The 20,542-nt window shown below is 55.5% G+C and carries 16 protein-coding genes; 9 read left to right on the forward strand and 7 right to left on the reverse strand.

Features of this window, described 5'->3' with window-relative positions:
- Positions 1 to 2: 2 nt before the first annotated feature.
- The 4 genes from E7745_RS01595 to E7745_RS01610 all read right to left on the reverse strand — a co-directional run bounded on the left by E7745_RS01595 (position 3) and on the right by E7745_RS01610 (position 4,693).
- Positions 3 to 1,256 (reverse strand): peptidase U32 family protein, encoded by a 1,254-nt coding sequence (locus E7745_RS01595; protein ID WP_123397951.1) that lies wholly within the window; start codon positions 1,254 to 1,256, stop codon positions 3 to 5.
- Positions 1,257 to 1,550: 294 nt separating this feature from the next.
- Positions 1,551 to 2,750 (reverse strand): pyridoxal phosphate-dependent aminotransferase, encoded by a 1,200-nt coding sequence (locus tag E7745_RS01600; RefSeq protein WP_107032237.1) that lies wholly within the window; start codon positions 2,748 to 2,750, stop codon positions 1,551 to 1,553.
- Between the two features lie 5 nt (positions 2,751 to 2,755).
- On the reverse strand, positions 2,756 to 3,910 hold the full coding sequence (locus E7745_RS01605) for a putative sugar nucleotidyl transferase (RefSeq protein WP_123397950.1): 1,155 nt from the start codon (positions 3,908 to 3,910) through the stop codon (positions 2,756 to 2,758).
- Positions 3,911 to 4,480: 570 nt separating this feature from the next.
- On the reverse strand, positions 4,481 to 4,693 hold the full coding sequence (locus E7745_RS01610; RefSeq protein ID WP_136408172.1) for a hypothetical protein: 213 nt from the start codon (positions 4,691 to 4,693) through the stop codon (positions 4,481 to 4,483).
- A gap of 408 nt (positions 4,694 to 5,101) precedes the next feature.
- Here E7745_RS01610 and E7745_RS01615 point away from each other — a divergent pair, with 408 nt between their 5' ends.
- From E7745_RS01615 to E7745_RS01655, 9 genes are all read left to right on the forward strand, one after another.
- Entirely contained in the window at positions 5,102 to 8,221 is a 3,120-nt protein-coding gene (locus E7745_RS01615) for a tetratricopeptide repeat protein (protein ID WP_205746911.1), read from the forward strand.
- Between the two features lie 42 nt (positions 8,222 to 8,263).
- Positions 8,264 to 9,811: a bifunctional response regulator/alkaline phosphatase family protein gene (locus E7745_RS01620; RefSeq protein ID WP_123397949.1), complete on the forward strand. Its 1,548-nt coding sequence runs from the start codon at positions 8,264 to 8,266 to the stop codon at positions 9,809 to 9,811.
- A gap of 40 nt (positions 9,812 to 9,851) precedes the next feature.
- Positions 9,852 to 10,289 carry a tRNA (adenosine(37)-N6)-threonylcarbamoyltransferase complex ATPase subunit type 1 TsaE gene (tsaE, locus tag E7745_RS01625; protein ID WP_107032234.1) on the forward strand — a complete coding sequence of 146 codons (438 nt, stop codon included), beginning with the start codon at positions 9,852 to 9,854 and terminating at the stop codon, positions 10,287 to 10,289.
- Between the two features lie 21 nt (positions 10,290 to 10,310).
- The gene (locus tag E7745_RS01630; RefSeq protein WP_136408173.1) at positions 10,311 to 11,072 is read left to right on the forward strand and encodes a biotin--[acetyl-CoA-carboxylase] ligase; all 762 of its coding nucleotides are present in this window, start codon (positions 10,311 to 10,313) and stop codon (positions 11,070 to 11,072) included.
- A gap of 138 nt (positions 11,073 to 11,210) precedes the next feature.
- The gene (trxA, locus tag E7745_RS01635; protein WP_136408174.1) at positions 11,211 to 11,519 is read left to right on the forward strand and encodes a thioredoxin; all 309 of its coding nucleotides are present in this window, start codon (positions 11,211 to 11,213) and stop codon (positions 11,517 to 11,519) included.
- Between the two features lie 199 nt (positions 11,520 to 11,718).
- Positions 11,719 to 12,921, forward strand: a complete 1,203-nt coding sequence (gene ilvA, locus E7745_RS01640; protein WP_107032231.1) for a threonine ammonia-lyase — start codon at positions 11,719 to 11,721, stop codon at positions 12,919 to 12,921.
- 72 nt (positions 12,922 to 12,993) lie between these two features.
- Positions 12,994 to 13,530: an SPOR domain-containing protein gene (locus E7745_RS01645; protein WP_136408175.1), complete on the forward strand. Its 537-nt coding sequence runs from the start codon at positions 12,994 to 12,996 to the stop codon at positions 13,528 to 13,530.
- A 68-nt stretch (positions 13,531 to 13,598) separates the two neighbouring features.
- On the forward strand, positions 13,599 to 15,029 hold the full coding sequence (locus tag E7745_RS14760) for a YbjN domain-containing protein (RefSeq protein ID WP_168181949.1): 1,431 nt from the start codon (positions 13,599 to 13,601) through the stop codon (positions 15,027 to 15,029).
- 84 nt (positions 15,030 to 15,113) lie between these two features.
- Positions 15,114 to 16,193: a serine protease gene (locus E7745_RS01655; RefSeq protein ID WP_136408176.1), complete on the forward strand. Its 1,080-nt coding sequence runs from the start codon at positions 15,114 to 15,116 to the stop codon at positions 16,191 to 16,193.
- A gap of 120 nt (positions 16,194 to 16,313) precedes the next feature.
- On the opposite strand, the gene E7745_RS01660 is transcribed toward E7745_RS01655, so the two are convergent.
- The 3 genes from E7745_RS01660 to E7745_RS01670 all read right to left on the reverse strand — a co-directional run bounded on the left by E7745_RS01660 (position 16,314) and on the right by E7745_RS01670 (position 20,436).
- Complete coding sequence (locus tag E7745_RS01660; protein WP_136408177.1) at positions 16,314 to 17,912, reverse strand: S41 family peptidase; 1,599 nt, start codon at positions 17,910 to 17,912, stop codon at positions 16,314 to 16,316.
- A gap of 72 nt (positions 17,913 to 17,984) precedes the next feature.
- On the reverse strand, positions 17,985 to 18,440 hold the full coding sequence (gene coaD / locus E7745_RS01665) for a pantetheine-phosphate adenylyltransferase (RefSeq protein ID WP_136408178.1): 456 nt from the start codon (positions 18,438 to 18,440) through the stop codon (positions 17,985 to 17,987).
- 37 nt (positions 18,441 to 18,477) lie between these two features.
- A complete protein-coding gene (locus tag E7745_RS01670) occupies positions 18,478 to 20,436 on the reverse strand; it encodes a DNA topoisomerase IV subunit B (protein ID WP_136408179.1) in 1,959 nt (652 codons plus the stop codon).
- Between the last annotated feature and the right edge of the window lie 106 nt (positions 20,437 to 20,542).

Consider the following 20,542-nt stretch of genomic DNA (forward strand, 5'->3'; position numbering starts at 1 on the left):
GCTCAGTTTTTTGTCAGGGCGGTCTCTTCCCAGATGTAGAGGCGATCGGAGGGACGGATTTTGCGCGGCACCTTGATGGAGAAACTCTGGCCTTTCTTCACCACGGGCACGGGGTCGTAGTCCAGACGAAGTTCCTCGACAGTCATGATGATTGCTCCGGTGTCGGTTCCGGTGATTACCACCTCGTCGCCCACATGGAGTTCGCCGCCTTCCATCAGGAACTCCCCTACTCCGAGTTTCGGGAAATAGCGCACACCTTTGGCCAGATAGCGCTTTACGCGGGTGGCCGACGAGCCGTATTTGGCCGACCATTCGCCGAGGCGCTGGCCGAGATAGTAGCCGTTCCAGAAACCGCGGTTGAAGATCTTGGAGAGTTCTTCGTCCCAGCGGGCTATGCGGTCTTCGGTGAACTCGCCGCGGCAGATGGCCTCAATGGCTTCCGAGTAGGCCTGAACGGCGATTTTGACATACTCTGGACCGCGGGCGCGGCCTTCGATCTTGAACACTCTGACTCCCGCGTCGATCATCTTGTTGAGGAAGTGAATGGTCTTCAGATCCTTAGGCGACATGATGTATTTGTTTTCCACGGCAAGTTCGTCGCCAGTCTCGCGGTCGGTGACGGTGTAGCCGCGACGGCATATCTGAGTACAGGCTCCGCGGTTGGCGCTTGAGTTCATCTCGTGGAGGCTGAGATAGCATTTGCCTGAAACGGCCATGCAGAGCGCTCCGTGGCAGAACATTTCGATGCGCACTCTCTGCCCGTGGGGTCCGCGGATGTCCTCGCGCTCGATGGCGTCATGGATGGCCTTGACCTGGTCGAGATTAAGTTCGCGGGCAAGCACCACCACGTCGGCATATTGCGCGAAGAAGCGTACGGCTTCGATGTTTGTGACATTGAGCTGTGTGGAGATGTGGACCTCCACTCCGATGCTTCGGGCATAGCTGATGGCGGCGATGTCACTGGCTATGATGGCTGAGATTCCGCTGTCGCGCACGGCCTCGATGACGGCGCGCATCTTGTCGAGTTCGTTGTCATAGATGATCGTATTGACCGTGAGATAGGTCTTGACTCCGGCCCGGTCACAGATGGAGGCAATGTTGCGCAGGTCGTCAAGCGTGAAGTTGACCGATGAGCGTGAGCGCATGTTCAGCCCTTCGACACCGAAATATATGGCATCGGCTCCGGCCTCGATAGCGGCGTGGAGCGACTCGTAGCTCCCGACGGGAGCCATTATTTCAAAATCCTTTCTGTTCATATTCTGCAAAGGTACTACAAAACGCAAAAAAATACAAACTGCATAGCACAGCCAAGGCTCTCCGCACGGCTCTTTCATTTAAAAATGCTTGGAATTTTCAAAGTGCATGACTGATAGTTAGTTAAAAGTCATTAACCCTTTTATCCAAAATGAGATTAATACAGCCATTGCGTAACTGCTACATATAACTACTTGATTAACAGTGGCGCATTGTAGCATCAAAGTTAAATGAAAGAGCCTTGATTATGTTATCGTTATGCACCGGTGACTTTCAGCGCTCAGAAGAGTGGAGCGTCAGATGGTGCGGCCGGGATAGGCCTTGAGAGCTTCGGAAAGGATCTTCATGGCGCGGGCGAGGTCAGCCTTGTTGAGCACGTAGGCCATGCGGACTTCATCGTGGCCCATGCCGGGAGTGGTGTAGAAGCCTGAGGCTGGGGCCATGAAGATGGTCTCGCCGTTGAGATCGAAGTCTCTCAGACACCACTGGCAGAAGTCATCGGCATTGTCAACCGGGAGTTTGACCACGGTGTAGAATGCGCCCATCGGTATCGGGGTGTAGCAGCCGGGTATCTTATTGATCTCATCGATGAGGAACTTGCGGCGCTCCACATATTCATTATATGTGGCGAGCATGTAGTCAGGCGTGGTGTCGATCGAGGCTTCGGCCACGATCTGGCCAAGCAGAGGCGGGCTGAGACGCGCCTGGCAGAACTTCATGACGTTTGTTTTGAGTTCAGGATGCTTGGTGATGAGCGCGCCGACGCGGATGCCGCATTCGTTGTAGCGCTTGGACACAGAGTCGACCAGCACCACCTGCTCCTCTATTCCCGGCAGATGGAAGGCCGAGATGTAAGGGGCACCGGTGTAGCAGAATTCGCGGTAAACTTCGTCAGAGAAGAGGAAGAGGTCATATTTCTTGACCAGATCGCGGATCTGGAGCATCTCTTTCATGGTGTAGAGATAGCCGGTCGGGTTGTTTGGATTGCAGATGAGTATGCCTTTGGTGCGCGGGGTGATCAGTTCCTCGAATTTTTCAACCGCCGGAAGCGCAAAGCCCTGGTCGATGTTCGATGGAACGGTGACGATCTTCGCACCGGCTGAAATGGCGAAGGCCATGTAGTTGGCATAGGCGGGTTCGGGAACAATGATCTCGTCGCCGGGATCGAGACAGGCCATGAAGGCGAAGAGCACAGCCTCGGAACCACCGGTTGTGACGATGATGTCATCGACATCCACGTCAATACTGAAGCGGTGGTAGTATTCACGAAGTTTTTCGCGGAGCGACATGAGTCCGGCCGAGGGACTGTATTCAAGCACCTTGCGGTCAATATTTTTCAGAGCTTCAAGACCCTCAGGAGGAGTCGGTACATCGGGCTGGCCTATGTTGAGATGATAGACCTTGATTCCACGTGCTTTGGCATCATTTGCCAGAGGGGCAAGACGTCTGATCGGCGATGCAGGCATCAGAGTGCCGCGTTCGGAAACTTTTGGCATAGGCTTCAGAGGGTGTTTTCGTTGATGGTGATAAAAATTTCCTTGTCGACAGGGGTCAGCTCCTTGTGTCGGCGCGCCATCATGCGGGTGGCGGTGTCAAAGAAGCGATCCATGATCACAGGCTTCATGCCGAGAGTAGACCCCTCGGTGAACGAGGGTATGAACGTGCGCGGGAAACCGGCTCCGTAGAAGTTCACGCCTACGCCGACAACCGTGGCGGTGTTGAACATCGTGTTGATGCCGGCCTTCGAGTGGTCGCCCATTATCAGGCCGCAGAACTGCAGGTCGGTCTTGATGAAAGAGTTTTCCGCCATGCTCCAGACTCTGACAGGGGCATAGGTATTCTTGAGATTCGAGGCGGTGCAGCCTGCTCCGAGGTTACACCATTCGCCGATCACGGCGTTGCCGAGGAATCCGTCATGTGCTTTGTTTGAGTATCCGGTCATTACCACGTTGTTGAGTTCGCCGCCCACTTTGCAGTATGGGCCGAGGGTTGTGGCGCCGTAGATCTTGCCGCCCATGTTGACCACGGCATGTTCGCAAAGGGCTATCGGGCCGCGCAGACATGCGCCTTCCATGATTTCGGCGTCGCGGCCCACATAGACCGGGCCTTTGGTCACGTTGATGATCGCACCCTCTACCGTGGCTCCCTCTTCGATGAAGAGCTGCGAGGGATCGCCGATCAGACGGCATGTATCGCTCAGGGGTTGCGACTCGCGTCCGGCAGTCAGGCAGGCGAAGTCGCGGCGCAGGGCTTCGTCGTTGAGCATGAAGATGTCCCAGACGTGGTTGAGGGCAAGCGGATTGCCTTCATAGGCCTTGGTTTTCTGCGGTTCGCCGTTGCCGCGGCGGGCTATGATGGCGGCGCCCTGAGTCAGGGCTTCGCCGGGTTCGAGCGAGAGAATGGCTTCCACAAGTTCCTGATCAGGGTGGAGATTGCCGGCAATGAAGAGGTTGTCGCCGTCGGCGGCCTCTATCATGGGATATTTTGCAGACAGATAGTCCTGGGTGCTGTAGGAATAGGTGCCGGGGATGGCTTTCTGCCATTTTTCCGACAGAGTGGTGATGCCGTGGCGCAGCAGTGCCACAGGGCGGGTAAGGGTGAGGGGAAGCAGCCCCGCACGTGCTTCGACCGGGTCGAAGAGTATTATATTTTTCATATCCGGATTGTATTCTTGTTTTAATCTATTACTTTCTGCAAAAATACTAAATTTTTCAGACAAATGGCACCATCGGCCAACAATCTTTTGCGGCTGCAGACGGGGCAGGATCATCGGAACTTCTGCAAAGATATAACTCCCGGCCGCCGAAAGAGTGCGATAATGCGGTGTCACGGGCTACGAGTAAATCTGCGTCCTCCGGACGCCCATCCGGACCGGCTGCGGAAGCTGCCGTCAGGCCGTCTCCCCCCTCTCAGCCATAAAAAGCAACCCTGACAAACAGCTTGGCAGTCAGTCAGGGCGATTGTCTCCTGAAGTTCTTTAATTCTATAGTGGAAGAGACCGGGTTATTATATATAGTAAGTCAGGTTTAAATTGCATGTCGTTCTGTTTTTATGCGATTAAAGCCTGTGCTTACGGTCTTATTGCAGATTCCTCTGACGGCCAAGCGGTTTCACCTGTTTCCCGACAATAAGAATCCGATACGCAAAAGCCCGCGGAAACGGGGGCTTAATCACATATTCAGGATTCTGTCAGACGGGATACAGAACTTGGTGTTTCAAACTGCTGTCATTCAACGGAGAAGAGCCGTCCCATCACTTTCAGCCATCGCCCTCCCTCCGGAGGCGCAACCGGCCGAATTGCCGAGGTGATGTAATCTCCTGACCCGCCCAAAAGCAGGTTTTGCATTGCAAAGATAGAGATTAGTTGCTTATCAGACAAACCGGCATAAATATTTGGCCGGCCCGGACGGTTAAAAAATCTTAACAGATGTTTTTTCATTATTCCTGCTCCGAAAAACTTTTTACCTTTGCACTTGAAAAGAAACACCAAATCGGTTGCAATCCTTGGACTGATAAAAAATTTTACGCATTAAATTCACTTTTTGAGACTAAGGACAAAGGCAACTGCACTGAGCGGTCTCGTCGCGACGACGCAACGGCAAGTGACCAACTTGGTGTAAGTGTAAGTATGATATAATCTCTACATTATTGGAAAGGGATAGTTTCCTTTCATCACCGAAAGGAATCTATTTCGATTCAATGACGCCTTTTGGCTTTAGTCCTGTTGCTCCTTGATAGAAAGGGGCAGCGGACAATTTTTTTATACACCCCCCTGCTCTTTCGGGGCAGACAGACTGTTACGGTGAAGCAATATTCCGCGCGCGGGCGCGTTACTATAATATATATAATGATATTTTCAGAGGCAACAGTGTGGAGGATGCGCGGGCTGTTAAGGGCCGGGCTTCTCGTGGCGGTCGTGGCGCTTGTCGCGGCCTTTTCGGCTTGTTCGCCTAAGAAAAACACCGCGGCCACCCGTAACTATCAGGCTTTCATCACCCGCTACAATGTCTATTTCAACGGCGACGAGCATTTCAAGGAGACGCTCAAGGAGATGGAGCGCGCCTATGAGGACGACTATTCGGCCCAGGTGCTGATGCACCCTGTCGAGGCCTATTCCAACCCCAAGGCCCCGCAGCCGTCAGGCTCTTTCACCCGCTCGATCGAAAAGGCGCAGAAGGCCATACAGCTCCACAGCATCAAGAAGCGCCCGCGCCGCAAACCGGGCCACAGCAATGATCCGGAATACAAGAAATGGCTCAAACGCGACGAGTATAACCCCTTCCTCCACAACGCCTGGATGATGATGGGGCGCAGCCAGTATTTCAACGGCGACTTCCTCGGCGCGGCTTCCACCTTCTATTATATAGCCAAGCACTTCGGCTGGCTCCCAGAGACCGTTACCGAAGCCAAGCTCTGGCAGGCCCGGAGCTACTGCGCTCTTGACTGGCTCTTCGAAGCCGAGACCATACTGGTGCGCATCAAGCCCGATCAGCTGACAAGCAGCAGGCTGAAAGAGCTTTACAGTTTCACATATGCCGATTTCTACGTGCGCTCCCATGACAACGCCAAGGCCATCCCCATGCTGCGCGAGGCTATCGGATATGCCAAGGGTCCGCAGAAAACACGCCTCAGATTCCTCCTTGGCCAGCTCTACAGCGCCGAGGGCGATGCATCGGCGGCCTACGAGGCCTACCGCAAGGCCGGAAAATCGGCCGGAGCCTCATACCGCACCAAGTTCAACGCCCGCATCAAGCAGAGCGAGGTGTTTCAGGGGGCCGACATAAGCCCTGAGGTCAAGGCCCTGCAGCGCATGACCCGCTATGACCGCAACAAGGAGTATCTCGACCAGATCTATTATGCCATAGGCAATCTCTATCTCTCGCGGCGCGACACCGCCAATGCAATAGCCAACTATGTGCTTGCAGCCGAAAAGTCGACCCGCGGAGGCATCGAGAAGGCCATCTCGCAGGTGACGCTCGGCGGTCTCTACTTCGACCGCCACCGCTATGACCTCGCACAGCCATGCTATGCCGAAGCCGTCCCGCAGTTGCCCGACAATTACCCCGATCTGGCCCGCCTGCAACGCCGGTCAGACGTGCTCGACGAACTTGCTGTTTACTCTCAGAACGTGACTCTCAACGACTCACTGCTGCGTCTGGCAGCCATGCCGGAAGAGCAGCAGTTAGCCGTGATCGACAAAATCATATCCGACCTCAAAAAGAAAGAAAAAGAAGAAGCCGAGGCGGCCAAGCGCGAGGAGTATCTCGCTCAGCAGGAAGCCCTCGGCTCGAACCTCAACAACAGTTCGGCTTCGGCACCGACCACGTTTACGCTCAACACCGACAAGTCGTGGTACTTCTACAACACGGCCACCCGCAATGCCGGACGCACCGACTTCCAGCGCCGCTGGGGCTCGCGTAAGCTCGAAAACGACTGGCGCCGGCGCAACAAATCGTCATTCAGCATGGACGATTTCAGCGGTGACGGCGACGAGTCAGACGCAGACCCCGACAGCGGAGCCGACGAAGCCGACGACTCCTCAGCCGACAAGGCCGACAAAGAGCAGGAAGCAAAGGCCAACGACCCGCACCACCGCGAGTATTACCTGCGCCAGATTCCCAAGACCGATGTGGAGAAAACCACTGCCGGCGAGGTGATCCAGGAAGGGCTCTACAATTCCGGACTCATACTCAAAGACAAGCTCGAAGACTTCGATGCGGCCGATGAGGAATGGCGCCGGCTGATGAACAGCTACCCTGACAACGTCTACCGCCTCGACATCTACTACAATCAGTATCTGATGAACGTGCGCCGCGACCGTCAGGCCGAGGCCGAGCGCTACCGCCAGCTCATACTCAGCGAATTTCCCGACTCAAAATATGCCCAGGCAATGGCCGACCCGAACTATATCGACAAGCTGCGCTCCATGCTCGCCCGCCAGGAAGAACTTTATGAGAACGCCTACAGCGACTATCTCGCCGACCGCAACCCGCAGGTCCATCAGGCCTACGAGACAATGGCGCGCGACTATCCCCTCTCGCCGCTCATGCCGAAGTTCATGTTTCTCCACGCCCTGGCCTACGTCACCGAAAACAAGCCCGAAGAATTCGGCACCACCCTCAGGGAACTGCTCGAACGCTATCCGGAAACCGACATGACCCCGATGGCCTCGTCATATCTCAAAGGCCTTGCCCAGGGCCGGAAACTCCACAGCGGCACCTCCAACATGCGCAGCATGATCTGGGATATCCGCCTGACCAACGACTCGACCCTGCTTGACGGCGAAGCCGCCGATCTTGACTTCACGCTCGCACCGGAAGAGCCCCACTATCTGGTGTTGCTCTTCTCCACCTCGCAGATCTCGCCCAACCAGCTGCTCTTCGATGTGGCCCGCCACAACTTCACCACCTACATGGTGCGCGACTTCGACCTCGAAGTCATGAACTTCGGGCAGCTCGGCCTTCTCCTCGTCAAGGGATTCAGCAATGAAGCCGAGCTCAACCACTACCGCTCGCTGCTCAGCCAGGACCGCGGTGTCATCATACCCGAAGGAGTGCGCCCCGTGCAGATAAGCAAGAGCAACTTCGAGAAACTGCTCCAGGGAGGCGGATCGTTTGACGACTACTTCCGCTTCATCGGCGAAGAAAGCGTCCGCGAGACCCATGAATCAGTCCTGCCACCCGAAGAATATCCGGCAGCATCTGAAATGTACACCCCCGAACCAAACACGGAGACCCCTGAAGCCCCCGCAGAGCCTGCTACAGCAAAGCCTACTACAGCAGAGCCTACACAAACAAGCCCCGCAGAGCCAAAAGCGCCCCAAAAGCCCCAATCCCCCAGCCTCCCCAGCACTCCCAAAACTCCCAAAACTCCCAGCTCTCCCAAAACTCCCGCCCCGCCCAAAAAGCCAACCTCGCCTCCGGTCTACCCTGACTATCCCCTCGGCAGCGAAGGCGATGAAGACTGACCCTCCACCAAAACCCCATAACCAACCCCAACCGACAGCAGAATGCCATCAACCATACTCTGGGCCGACGACGAGATCGACCTCCTCAAACCCCACATAATGTTCCTCAAAGGCAAAGGCTATGAAGTGGTCACCGCATGCAGCGGCGCCGACGCCCTTGAGCTTGCCGGACAACAGAACTTCGACCTCATCATCCTTGACGAGAACATGCCCGGCCTGACCGGACTCGAAACCCTCCAGCGCATAAAACTCACCTCGCCCCACATACCGGTGATCATGATCACCAAAAGCGAGGAAGAAAACATCATGGACCAGGCCGTAGGCAACAAGATTGCCGACTACCTCATCAAGCCGGTAAACCCCAACCAGATACTGCTCTCGATCAAGAAAAACCTCCACTCAGACCGCCTCGTCTCCACCCAGACCGGCAGCGACTACCGCCAGGAATTCTCGCGGATCTCGTCGATGATCGACTCGGCTTCATCGATCACCGACTGGATGAACCTCTACCGTCTTCTGGTCCACTGGGAGATGCAACTCTCGGCCGCCGACACACAGATGGACGAACTGCTTGACATGCAGCGGAAAGACGCAGGCACAGCCTTCGCCAAATTCATCAAAAACAACTACGCCTCATGGATCGCCGACAAGAACACGCCCGGCCGCCCCATGATGTCGCCCGACATCTTCAAAAACCGGGTGTTCCCCCTGCTCGACACCGGCGAAAAGGTGTTTTTCATACTGATCGACAACTTCCGCCTCGACCAGTGGGCCGCAGTCAAGCCCCTGCTTGCCGACACCTTCAACTTCAGCGAGGAACTCTACTGCTCCATACTCCCGACCGCCACACAGTATGCCCGCAACGCCATTTTCTCCGGGCTGATGCCGGTCGACATCGAGCGGATGTTTCCCGACCTGTGGGTCGACGAAGACTCCCCGGAAGGCAAAAATCTCAACGAATCGCCCATGATAGCCACCCAGTTCGAACGCTATCGCCGCCAGTGCAGATTCTCCTACACCAAGATCAACGACTCGGCCGCAGGCGAGAAACTCCTCCGCGAGTTCTCCAATCTGCTTGACAACGATCTGAACGTCATAGTGTTCAACTTCATCGACATGCTCTCCCACGCCCGCACCGAGTCACGCATGATCCGCGAGCTTGCCGCCAACAACGCCGCCTACCGGTCGCTCTCCGAATCATGGTTCCGCCACTCGCCGGCCATCGAGATATTCCGACGCATAGCCGCCAAGGGCTACAAGATAGTCCTCACCACCGACCACGGCACCGTGCGCGTGGACAACCCCGTCAAGGTTGTCGGCGACAAGAACACCAACACCAACCTCCGCTACAAGATAGGCAAAAACCTCGCCTACAACGCCCGCCAGGTCTATGAGGTCAAGCAACCGGGCCGTCTGGGGCTGCCCGCGCCAAACGTATCGTCGACCTACATCTTCGCCACCGGGCGCGACTTCTTCGCCTATCCCAACAACTACAACTACTATGTGCAGTACTATGACGGGACCTTCCAGCACGGCGGCATCTCGCCCGAAGAAATGCTCATCCCGATCATCACTCTGACAGCCAAATAGAATCAAACAAAAGTCACTTACAATAAAAGTCACTTACCGCATGAAAAAGATAATGATTCCCTCCGTCGAAGCCCTTCCGCAGGCCGCTCAGGAGTTTCTAAGCCTTATGGACGACGCCACGGTCTACACCTTCGAGGGTGAGATGGGCGCCGGAAAAACAACTTTCATCAACGCCCTCTGCCGCGCGCTCGGTGTGGAGGAAGACCCGACAGGATCGCCTACATTCTCGATCATCAACGAATATCGCTCCGATACAACAGCCGAGCTGATCTACCACTTCGACCTCTACCGCATCGAGTCGCTCGAACAGGCTTTCGACATCGGCGTGGAAGACTATCTCGACTCAGGCGCACTCTGCCTCATCGAATGGCCCGACCGCATCGACGACATCCTGCCCGACGATACCGTCAGAGTCAAAATCGACGTTCTCCCTGACGGAGGCCGCTGCCTGACCATCGACAATCCCGCCGAAGCCTGACACTGAACCCAAAGCCTCATCATGGAGATAATAGAGCTTGAAGAGACAGCCTCGACCAACAGCTATCTCGCAGCCATAGCCCGCGAAAGTCCCGACGGACTAACGGTGGTCTGCCACCGTCAGACTGCAGGGCGCGGTCAGCGCGGCAACAGCTGGGAAGCCGAGCCGGGCAAGAACATCACCATGTCGCTGCTGCTCAGACCCGCCGGACTTCACCCCTCGCGCCAGTTTCTGATCTCTCAGGCCGTCTCGGTAGCCATCGCCGATGTGCTCGCACGCCATCTGCCCGGCATGGAGGTCAGAATCAAATGGCCAAATGACATCTATGTGGCCGACAGAAAGATCTGTGGCATCCTCATTGAAAACTCGATCACAGCCAACGGCATCAACCACTGCATAGTAGGCATGGGAATCAACGTCAACCAGACCGAATTCCGCTCCGACGCCCCGAACCCCGTATCGCTCTCCATGCTGACAGGCCTCACCTATCCGCTACGCCCACTGACCGAGGAGATCATCACCCGGATCATCGGTGAGACGGCCCGCATCTCATCAGCCTCCGATGACCTGCAGAAGCGCTATTTCAGCCTGCTCTGGCGCCGTGAGGGCTACTGGCCCTACACCGACTGCCTGCGCGGCGAGCAGATCATGGCGCGGATAGCCTCGGTGGCTCCTGACGGCATAATCACCCTCGCCCTGCGGCCTGAAGCTGACGGTGACGCCGGGCAGACCCGCAGCTTCGCATTCAAGGAAGTGGCAGCCTGCCTTCAGCCAATGCCGTAAGCGCGGTGCCGGCCAATATTTGTTAACTTTTATTGGGAACTCCCCCGCCACCTGCAAGCAAACCAACTCCCGACCGGGCGCGTTATAAAGGCATCGAACTGAATTTTTCACTCAACACCTTTATAATACGCCTTAACTATGAACGATTTCAATGAAATAATCGGCAGCAGCAAGCCAACACTCGTCGACTTCTTCGCCACATGGTGCGGCCCGTGCAAAATGCAGGGTCCCATCCTCGAACAGCTTAAAAACAAGGTAGGCGACGCAGCCAACATCGTAAAGATCGACGTTGACCGCAATCCCGACCTCGCAGCCAAATACCAGATCATAAGTGTGCCTACACTCATCATCTTCAAAAACGGAGAGCCACAGTGGCGCGCATCAGGTCTTCAGCAGCTTGAAATACTCGAAGACAAACTCCGCATCCAGGAAGAACCGGGCAAATAGCCCCGGCCTTCACACCTCCTCAAGCGGCTGCCAAAGAAAACAATTTTAAGCTTCCGTAAAATCTCTCGTCCCTCCGCCATGCACCCCACAGGCCATGACGGAGGGATTTTTTCATGGACAGCCCCGCACAGAAATTTTATTTTGGAAGATAGTTCGGGATTTCATAAATTTGTGCTTATATAGTTTAAAAACATTCATCATGGCTGAAACACTTGAAATTTCCGAAATCTACCGCGCGGCCCAGGTGTTGCGCGACGTAGCACGTCATCCGCGCCTGATCGGGGTGCCGAATATCAATCCTGAGGCAGAAGTCTACCTCAAGCCTGAAAACCTCCAGCACACCGGAGCCTTCAAACTCCGCGGAGCCTACTACAAGATCTCCCAGCTGACCCCTGAGGAAAAAGCCCACGGCGTGATAGCCTGCTCGGCCGGCAACCATGCGCAGGGAGTGGCACTCGCGGCCACCCGCAACGGCATCAAGTCAATCATCTGCCTCCCCGCCGGAGCGCCGATCTCAAAGATCGAAGCCACAAAGCGTCTCGGCGCCGAAGTCTGCCTTGTGCCCGGAGTTTATGACGACGCCTATCAGAAAGCGCTCGAACTTCAGAAAGAACACAACTACACACTCATACATCCCTTCGACGACCTCAAGGTCATAGCAGGCCAAGGCACCATCGGCCTCGAAATTCTTGAAGAGATGCCTGACGTGGAAGCCGTCATCGTGCCCATCGGCGGCGGCGGTCTGATAGCCGGCATAGCTTTCGCGCTCAAGCAGCTCAAACCCGACGTGAAAGTCTACGGAGTCCAGGCCGAAGGCGCTCCCTCGATGTACCGCTCGGTCAAGGCCGGCGAACGCGAGCGTCTTGACAAGGTGGCGACCATAGCCGACGGTATCGCAGTCAAGGAACCAGGAGTCAACACCTTTGACTTCTGCAGCAAATATGTCGACGAGATCGTGACCGTCAGCGAAGACGAGATCGCAGCCGCCATCCTTGCCCTGATCGAGCAGCAGAAGCTCGTTTCGGAAGGAGCAGGAGCCGTATCGGTAGCCGCAGCCATGTTCAACAAAGTCCCCATCCAGGGCAAGAAGACCGTCTGCGTGGTTTCAGGCGGCAATATCGACGTGACCATCCTCAACCGCGTCATCACCCGCGGCCTTGTCAAGAGCGGACGCAACTGCACCCTGACTCTCGACCTCACCGACCAGCCCGGACAGCTTTCAGGAGTCTGCCGTGTGCTCGGCGAAAACGGAGCCAACATCATCTCCGTCACCCACGAACGCAACTCCCACATGACATCCATCAACGGCTGTCTGATCCGCGTCGAAGTCGAGACCCGCAACAACGAACACATCGAGATCCTGCGCAAAGCCCTCTCCACCGCAGGCTACCACGTGGTCTGAACAATCGGTTCCGAATCCACCTTATACATATATAATATATAAGCTCATCCGTACAACACACTCACTGCCATTATGTATCGACGCTTCAAATTCATGCGGCTTCTGCCCGTTGTCGCCGCACTGACAGCCACTCTTCTGACCGTCAGCTGCAAGACCAGTGAAAGCAACTACCGTCAGGCCTATGAGACGGCGGTTGCCAAAAACCGTGAGGCTTCAGGGGTGGATTCGACAATCTATGCCCGCATACGCAACAGCGCGCAGACCTCTGATCTGATAGCCGGATCAGACACTCTGCCCATGCGCACAGAATATGTAGGCTATACGGAAAACGGAGGTGCCTCACGCGAGATGCTCAAGCGCTACAACGTGGCAGTCGGGCAGTTCAAACAAAAGTTCAACGCCCGCGAAATGCGTGCGCGCCTGCAAGCCAACGGCTATCCCGACGCATTCATAATCCACACCCGCGAACCGCTCTACTACGTCTGCACGGCCACCTGCCAGACCCCTCAGGAAGCCGCCACGGCTCTTGAAAAGGTGAAGACCGACAAGTCGATAGTGCTCCGCTCTCCCCTGCCCTTCATTCTCCGCCCGGCCCATCTGGCAAGATAACGGAGAACAGACCACACTCCCCTTTCAGAATCACAACTACATTCTCTATATCAGAAAACACTTGCAACATGAAACAGTCATTCCCATACATTCCGCCTGCCACTGACTCACAACAGGTCTACACAGACGGAGAGACAATGGACGAGGCTGTCGAGGCTTTTGAAAACCACGACTACCTCAAGTCACTGCAACTGCTGATCGATGCTCTCGACTGCGATTTCCGCGAACGCTACGGCAATCCGGAAGGCACTTCGTTCAGAATTCCCCACGGCTCGATAGTGGTCCGCATCAACATAACGCCAGAAACACTCCATATCTCGGCCGATTTCCTGCGTCTGCCCGAAAAAGGGCGCGTGGCCATGCTGCGCCAGATCGCGGAAATGAACATCAACAATCTCATGCTCGCCCGTTTCGTCAAGAGCGGCGACTATCTGAAGATGGAATACTCTTGCCCGCTGACTGACACTCATCCCCACAAGATCCACGCCATCATCCACAACATCTGCCTCATCGGCGACAAATATGACGATGAACTCTGCACCCGCTTCAATGCCGAGCGCTGCTACACTCCCAAAGTGACACCTTTCACTCCGGATGAAGTCGACACTGTCTATGACGCGCTCCATACCATCGGACAGCTTGCTCTCAATGCAGCCGCCGACTACAGTTCTCAGCGGCGCTACGTCTATGCCTGGACAATCTTAAGCGGTGCCATCCACCAGTTCACATTCATTGTCAACCCGCAGGGTCAGCTGATCAACGAAATCGAAAAGGCCATCGAGTCAATGAATGACGAGCGGCCGATCGAAGAACTTGTCTCCCGCGGCACATCGTTTCTCAAGAAACTCTTGTCGATGCCCAAGGAAAAACTGGCCGAAGACCTCTACACGGTCGAGATGATGGTGTCAATAAAGCCTAACGCACCACTCCAGAGTGTGCAGGATGATTTCGAGAGTCTCCACGAAGGTGTCACCGAAGCCATGCAGAAGAGAGACTATGACCAGGTGGCCGTGCGCATCTACTTCTCATTCTATCAGCTGCTCGCCGAAAGCAATATCTCTCTGCTGCTCGAATATCTCATCATCACCGCCCTGCGCGAGAGCGCAGGCCTGCCGCTTAAGGAGGCGGCTGAAATCCTGCTCAAAGCCCTTGACAAGATCATGGACGGCGACATCGAACCGGATGATGACGACGATGATGAAGAGGACGAAGATGAAGATGACGATGACGAGGATGACGAGGATGACGATGACGAGGACGACGATGACGAGGACGACGATGACGACGATGAGGACGATGAGGACGATGAAGAAGATCTCTCCGAGGCTCACGCCAACATCATGGCCGCACACCAGAAACTGGCCGAAGCCATGAGCGGCGAAGAAATCGTGGCGATCCAGCGTCAGATGGATGAAGCTCTGAAAGCCGGCAACATGACCGAATACATGCGTCTCGCCACCGAGCTCCAGATGCGTATGCTCAGCTCTCTCGGCTCATGAAACGTAGGCTGAAACGCCATGCTTCAACCAATTTTTTAGAGCTTGTTCTTAAACGACCTCTTAACCAATCATTCTCTACGCCTTATGAATCCAGAAATAAACAAACTGATATATAAAGTGACCCATGCCGATGGGTCAGGCAGCTGCTTCTACCTCCGGAAGCACGACATTTTCGTCACCAACTACCATGTAGTGGCCGGCTACCGCACAGTGGCCATCCATGACAATGACCGCAACCCATACGAAGCGCGAGTAGTGGCCGTCAATCCCGAACTCGACCTTGCTCTGCTGGCCGTCGACGCCGATTTCAGCCATCTTCCCGATTTCCCTCTCGCAGGAGACGATGATCCGGCCATCGGATCGAAAGTCCACGTTGCAGGCTATCCTTTCGGCATGCCTTTCACCATCACCGAAGGCTCTCTCTCTTCACCCCGCCAGCTGATGGACGGAAAATATTACATCCAGGTCGATGCCCCGGTCAATCCCGGCAACTCAGGAGGCCCGATTGTCAATGACAAGGGCGAGGTGATCGGTGTGACCGTCAGCAAATTCGCGACTTCATCGGCTGACAACATGGGTTTCGGCGTACGCATCGAGGCCTTGGCTCAGCTGCTTGACGCCATCGAGGATCTTGACCGCAGCGAGTTTCACGTGCAGTGCGACAGCTGCGATGAACTGATCAGCGGTGACGAGGAATACTGCCCCTCATGCGGCGCGCATCTTGACGAAAGGGTGTTTGCCACCCACGAAATGTCGCCCCTTGGAGAGTTCTGCGAAAGCGCCATTGCCCGCATGGGCATCAATCCGGTGCTTGCCCGCAGCGGCCACAACGTGTGGGTGTTCCACCGAGGCAGTTCCGAAATCCGGCTTTTTGTCTATGACCGCAACTATCTCTTTGCCGTATCGCCGATCAATCTTCTGCCAAAGAAGAATGTAGAGAAAGTGCTCGACTTCATGCTCGACACTGACTTCTATCCCTACAAGATGGGAGTTGACGGACGCCAGATCTATCTGTGCTACCGCATCCACCTCGCCGACCTCACCGAAGAGTCGCGTGAACGCATTCTCAACAACATTGTAGGTCTTGCCGAGAAAGTCGACGATCTTGACAATAAGCTTGTGGATGAATACGGCTGCGAGTTCTCGCTCTACTCCAAGGCCTGATCCCAATCCATAAACCTCCACGGGGGCTGTCAGAGGCTCCGCTCTATCGCAGCGAACGCTGTGCCCGTCTGAAAGGCACAGCGTTCGCTGTTTTTATCATTTACGCATGTCAGGCCCTGCTCACTCTTTCGGGGTCAGATAGGAGTTGTAGAGAGCGGGACTGTTGATGATCTCTACCGCGGCGGCAAACGTGGGGTCGAGCGGACTGACCACACGTGAATAGACAGACTGGTCATAGATGTCACGGCCTACGAGGCCTTTGACTATGGCGCGGAGCATCGGTTCGGAACGGCGGAACTGCGCTTCGTCATAGGTCACACCGTCAGCCGTACCGCGGTCTATGAGGCCCTGCATGATTTCAGGAGTGACGGTGAATCCGGCAATATAGCTCTCTTCTGTCGGATAGGCGCTCTTGATTTTAGAGCGGTTGGCATCTACATAATCGACAGTGAAATTATTGACCGCTCCTTTGGCTATAAGGTCACGGTAGTAGGTGGAATACATGGTGGTGTCAATAGGCACAAAGCGGTCAGGCATGATGCCTCCTCCGCCATAGACGGGGCGTTTGAGCCGGCGGGTATGGAAGAGCAGCGAATCGGCGAAATGATGGATGCTGTCAGCATTGGTGAACTCTCCGGAGTTATAGCGGTTGATCATGTCGAGCTGATAGCTTTCGTCATCGCCGTCAACGTAGGGTTTCTGAATGCAGCGGCCTGATGGGGTGTGGTAGCGCGATACGGTCAGTCGCATCATCGAGCCGTCAGGGAAGGGGAAGGGACGCTGCACGAGGCCTTTGCCGAAGGTGCGGCGGCCCACTATCACGGCTCTGTCATTGTCCTGGAGCGCTCCTGAAAGGATCTCGCTGGCCGAGGCGGAATACTGGTTGACCATCACTACCACGCGCCCGTCAAGGAAGGAGCCGTTTTTCTGGGTGATATATTCGGCTGTGCCGTTTTTGGGTGACTCGGTGTAGACCACCAGATCGCCTCTGCGGAGAAACATGTCTGAGATATCAGTGGCCGGACGCATGTAGCCGCCGCCGTTGTCAGTGAGATCGAGTATCAGATGGCGCATGCCTTTTTTCTTGAGCTTGCCCATAGCTTCGGCCACTTCTTCGGCTGTGGCTTCAGCGAAACGGCTGACGCTGATGTAGCCCACGGAGTCGTTGATCATATAGGTGGCCTCGACGCTGTAGATGGGTATGTTGTCACGCTCCACACGGAATTCAAGCAGCTGCGGGTTGCCCTTGCGGAGCACTTTGAGGGCGGCTATTGTGCCCTTGGGGCCGCGGAGCACTTTCATGATGCCGTTGTTCTTCATCTTGACTCCCGAAATAACGGTGTCGTTGCATGAGATGATGCGGTCGCCGGGAAGTATGCCTACCTTTTCCGAGGGTCCGCCGGCCACTGACTCGATGACATAGAGAGTATCGTTGTTCATCTGGAAGCGGATTCCGATTCCGGAGAAGTTGCCGTCAAGCGGTTCGGTCAGCTCGCGGGTCTCTTCGGGCGAGGAGTAGGTGGAGTGCGGGTCAAGGGTCTTGAGCATGGCCACGATCGCTTCTGTGACCACCTTGGCGGTGTCGATGCGGTCTACATAGTATGACTCGATGATCTGCTCGGCATAGCGCAGCTTGCGCTCAGGGGTAAACTCAATCTGCCCTACTGAGGTCAGGCAGACGGCAAGGAGGAGTATGGAGGAAAAAAACAGTTTTTTCATCAGTCGGTAAAATCAGTATATATGTGATGTTTGTTCTGTATTGAGATATCGCGCGCGTGTGTGCTGGTCCGGTCATGGCTTTCCGGGCCCTTCGGGCAGGAATTCGCTGACGTCACGGCCATAGGCCTGCAGTTCGCGGACCACCGAAGAGGATACGGCCGCGTATTCCGGAAGTGTGAACAGCAGCAAGGTCTCTATGCCTGAGATGCGCCGGTTGATGTCGGCGAGGTTGCGCTCATATTCGAAGTCGGCAACCGAGCGGACTCCGCGCAGCATCCAGCGCGCGCCCTCGGCCTCGCAGGCATCGACGGTGAGACCGCTGTAGGCTATGACCGAGACTTTAGGCTCTGCGGCATAAAGGGCGCGGATGGCGTCGAGACGCTCACGGGTCCGGGCTTCGCAGGCTTTCTGAGAATTGACTCCGATGGCTATCACTACGCGGTCGAAAAGCGGCAACACGCGCTCTACGAGCGACCGGTGGCCTACGGTGAACGGGTTGAACGAACCGGGAAACAGGATTGTATTCATCTTCTGAGTTGGTTACATTGACCGACGGTCTGAGGTGCTATCCGATCTGGGAGTCATCCTCAACAACAAGATTGTCAATGATAAAGTTCTGTCGTTCCATAGTGTTTTTGCCCATGTAGAATTCCAGCAGCTCGGCCACGGCATCTTCCTTGCGGAGGCTGACGCGGTCAAGACGGATGTCGGGCCCGATGAAGCCGCGGAATTCCTCCGGCGAGATTTCGCCGAGACCTTTGAATCGGGTGATCTCGGCATTGTCGCCGAGTTTCTCGATGGCGGCTATGCGCTCCTCATCGGTGTAGCAGTAGTAGGTGTCGTCGCCGGCGGCTGAGCCTCCGCGGGCGCCGCGCTTGGTGGTCTTGTGGTTGCGCACACGGAAGAGAGGGGTCTGGAGCACGTAGAGATGGCCTTTCTTGATCATGTCAGGGAAGAACTGGAGGAAGAAGGTCATCAGCAGCAGGCGTATGTGCATGCCGTCGACGTCGGCATCGGTTGCGATGATCACATTGTTGTAGCGCAGGCCGTCAATGCCCTCTTCGATGTTGAGCGCGGCCTGGAGGAGGTTGAACTCGTCGTTTTCATAGAGGATCTTGGCGGGAACGCCGTAGGAGTTCTTGGGTTTTCCGCGCAGCGAGAACACGGCCTGGGTCTCGACGTTGCGGATCTTGGTGATTGATCCGGCGGCCGAGTCACCCTCGGTGATGAAGATGGATGATGCGAGTTTCTTTTCCTCGTTTCCGCGGCTGTCGTTGAGATGCACCCGGCAGTCGAGCAGCTTCTTGTTGTTGAGATTGGCTTTCTTCTGCTTTTCGCGGGCCAGTTTGGTTATGCCAGCCATAGCCTTGCGGGCGCGTTCGCTCTCCTGGACTTTTTTCAGGATTATGTCGGCAACGTCGGTGTTGCGGTGGAGATAGTTGTCAAGTTCGGTCTTGATGAAGTCGCCGATGAATTTTGCCACGGTAGGTCCGTCGGGGCCCATGTCGCGGCTGCCGAGTTTGGTCTTTGTCTGCGATTCGAACAGCGGTTCCTCTACCTTGATTGAGATGGCGGCTATCATGCCGTTGCGTATGTCGGAGTAGTCTAAGTCGCGCTTGAAGTATTCTTTGAGTGTGCGCGACACCGATTCCTTGAAGGCTGCGAGATGGGTTCCGCCGTGAGTGGTGTGCTGGCCGTTGACAAACGAGTAATATTCCTCGCCGCGCTGGTTGGCATGGGTTATGGCCACTTCGATGTCGTCGCCCTTGAGATGGATGGGCGCGTAGAGCGGATCGGTGGTCATTGCGTCGCGCAGGAGGTCGAGCAGACCGTGACGCGAGATGTAGCGCTTGCCGTTGAACATCATGGCAAGGCCGGTATTGAGGTAGGTGTAGTTCTTGATCAGCGGCACTATGAACTCATCGCGGTAGGCATAGTCGCGGAATATGCTTGCGTCAGGAGTGAAGCGCACGAGTGTGCCGTTGGCTTCGGTGGTAGGCTCGATGTCGCTCTCCTCCACCTTGTCGCCGCAGCGGTAGAGCACGCTTTTCATCTGGCCGTCGCGCACGCTGCAGATGAAAAATTCGGTGGAGAGGGCGTTGACGGCCTTGATGCCGACGCCGTTGAGGCCTACGGATTTCTTGAAGGCCTTGGAGTCATATTTGCCGCCGGTGTTCATCTTGGATGATACGTCGACCAGTTTTCCGAGGGGCACACCGCGTCCGTAGTCGCGCACGGTGACGGTTCCGTCAGCTACATCGACTATGATCTGCTTTCCGAAGCCCATCATGTATTCGTCAATGGCGTTGTCGAGCACTTCTTTGATCAGCACGTAGATGCCGTCGTCAAAGTTCGATCCGTCGCCGAGTTTGCCGATATACATGCCGGGACGCCGGCGGATGTGCTCTTTCCAGTCAAGGGTCTTGATGTCGTCTTCATCATAGTCAGGGACAGGGGCTGGAGTGGCCCCGGCTGATTCCGGAGTCTCGATGTCATCGTGGATTAATTCGTCATTCTCGGTCATGGCACGTATCAGTTATGATAAGTAAGCACAAATTTACGAATTTTTCGCGGATTAAGCAATCATTTATTGCCAAGCTATTGTTAAGAGGGTGTTTCATAACAATAGT

Source organism: Duncaniella sp. C9, from assembly GCF_004803935.1.
Lineage (GTDB): Bacteria > Bacteroidota > Bacteroidia > Bacteroidales > Muribaculaceae > Duncaniella > Duncaniella muris.

Excerpts from the sequence above, each read along its gene's own strand:
- E7745_RS01660 (WP_136408177.1), bottom strand. The coding sequence starts at position 17,912 with ATGAAAAAACTGTTTTTTTCCTCCATACTCCTCCTTGCCGTCTGCCTG.
- E7745_RS01610 (WP_136408172.1), bottom strand. The coding sequence starts at position 4,693 with ATGAAAAAACATCTGTTAAGATTTTTTAACCGTCCGGGCCGGCCAAAT.
- E7745_RS01595 (WP_123397951.1), bottom strand. The coding sequence starts at position 1,256 with ATGAACAGAAAGGATTTTGAAATAATGGCTCCCGTCGGGAGCTACGAG.
- E7745_RS01670 (WP_136408179.1), bottom strand. The coding sequence starts at position 20,436 with ATGACCGAGAATGACGAATTAATCCACGATGACATCGAGACTCCGGAA.
- E7745_RS01655 (WP_136408176.1), top strand. The coding sequence starts at position 15,114 with ATGAATCCAGAAATAAACAAACTGATATATAAAGTGACCCATGCCGAT.
- E7745_RS01600 (WP_107032237.1), bottom strand. The coding sequence starts at position 2,750 with ATGCCAAAAGTTTCCGAACGCGGCACTCTGATGCCTGCATCGCCGATC.
- E7745_RS01645 (WP_136408175.1), top strand. The coding sequence starts at position 12,994 with ATGTATCGACGCTTCAAATTCATGCGGCTTCTGCCCGTTGTCGCCGCA.
- tsaE (WP_107032234.1), top strand. The coding sequence starts at position 9,852 with ATGAAAAAGATAATGATTCCCTCCGTCGAAGCCCTTCCGCAGGCCGCT.
- trxA (WP_136408174.1), top strand. The coding sequence starts at position 11,211 with ATGAACGATTTCAATGAAATAATCGGCAGCAGCAAGCCAACACTCGTC.
- coaD (WP_136408178.1), bottom strand. The coding sequence starts at position 18,440 with ATGAATACAATCCTGTTTCCCGGTTCGTTCAACCCGTTCACCGTAGGC.
- E7745_RS14760 (WP_168181949.1), top strand. The coding sequence starts at position 13,599 with ATGAAACAGTCATTCCCATACATTCCGCCTGCCACTGACTCACAACAG.
- E7745_RS01620 (WP_123397949.1), top strand. The coding sequence starts at position 8,264 with ATGCCATCAACCATACTCTGGGCCGACGACGAGATCGACCTCCTCAAA.
- E7745_RS01615 (WP_205746911.1), top strand. The coding sequence starts at position 5,102 with ATGATATTTTCAGAGGCAACAGTGTGGAGGATGCGCGGGCTGTTAAGG.
- E7745_RS01605 (WP_123397950.1), bottom strand. The coding sequence starts at position 3,910 with ATGAAAAATATAATACTCTTCGACCCGGTCGAAGCACGTGCGGGGCTG.
- E7745_RS01630 (WP_136408173.1), top strand. The coding sequence starts at position 10,311 with ATGGAGATAATAGAGCTTGAAGAGACAGCCTCGACCAACAGCTATCTC.
- ilvA (WP_107032231.1), top strand. The coding sequence starts at position 11,719 with ATGGCTGAAACACTTGAAATTTCCGAAATCTACCGCGCGGCCCAGGTG.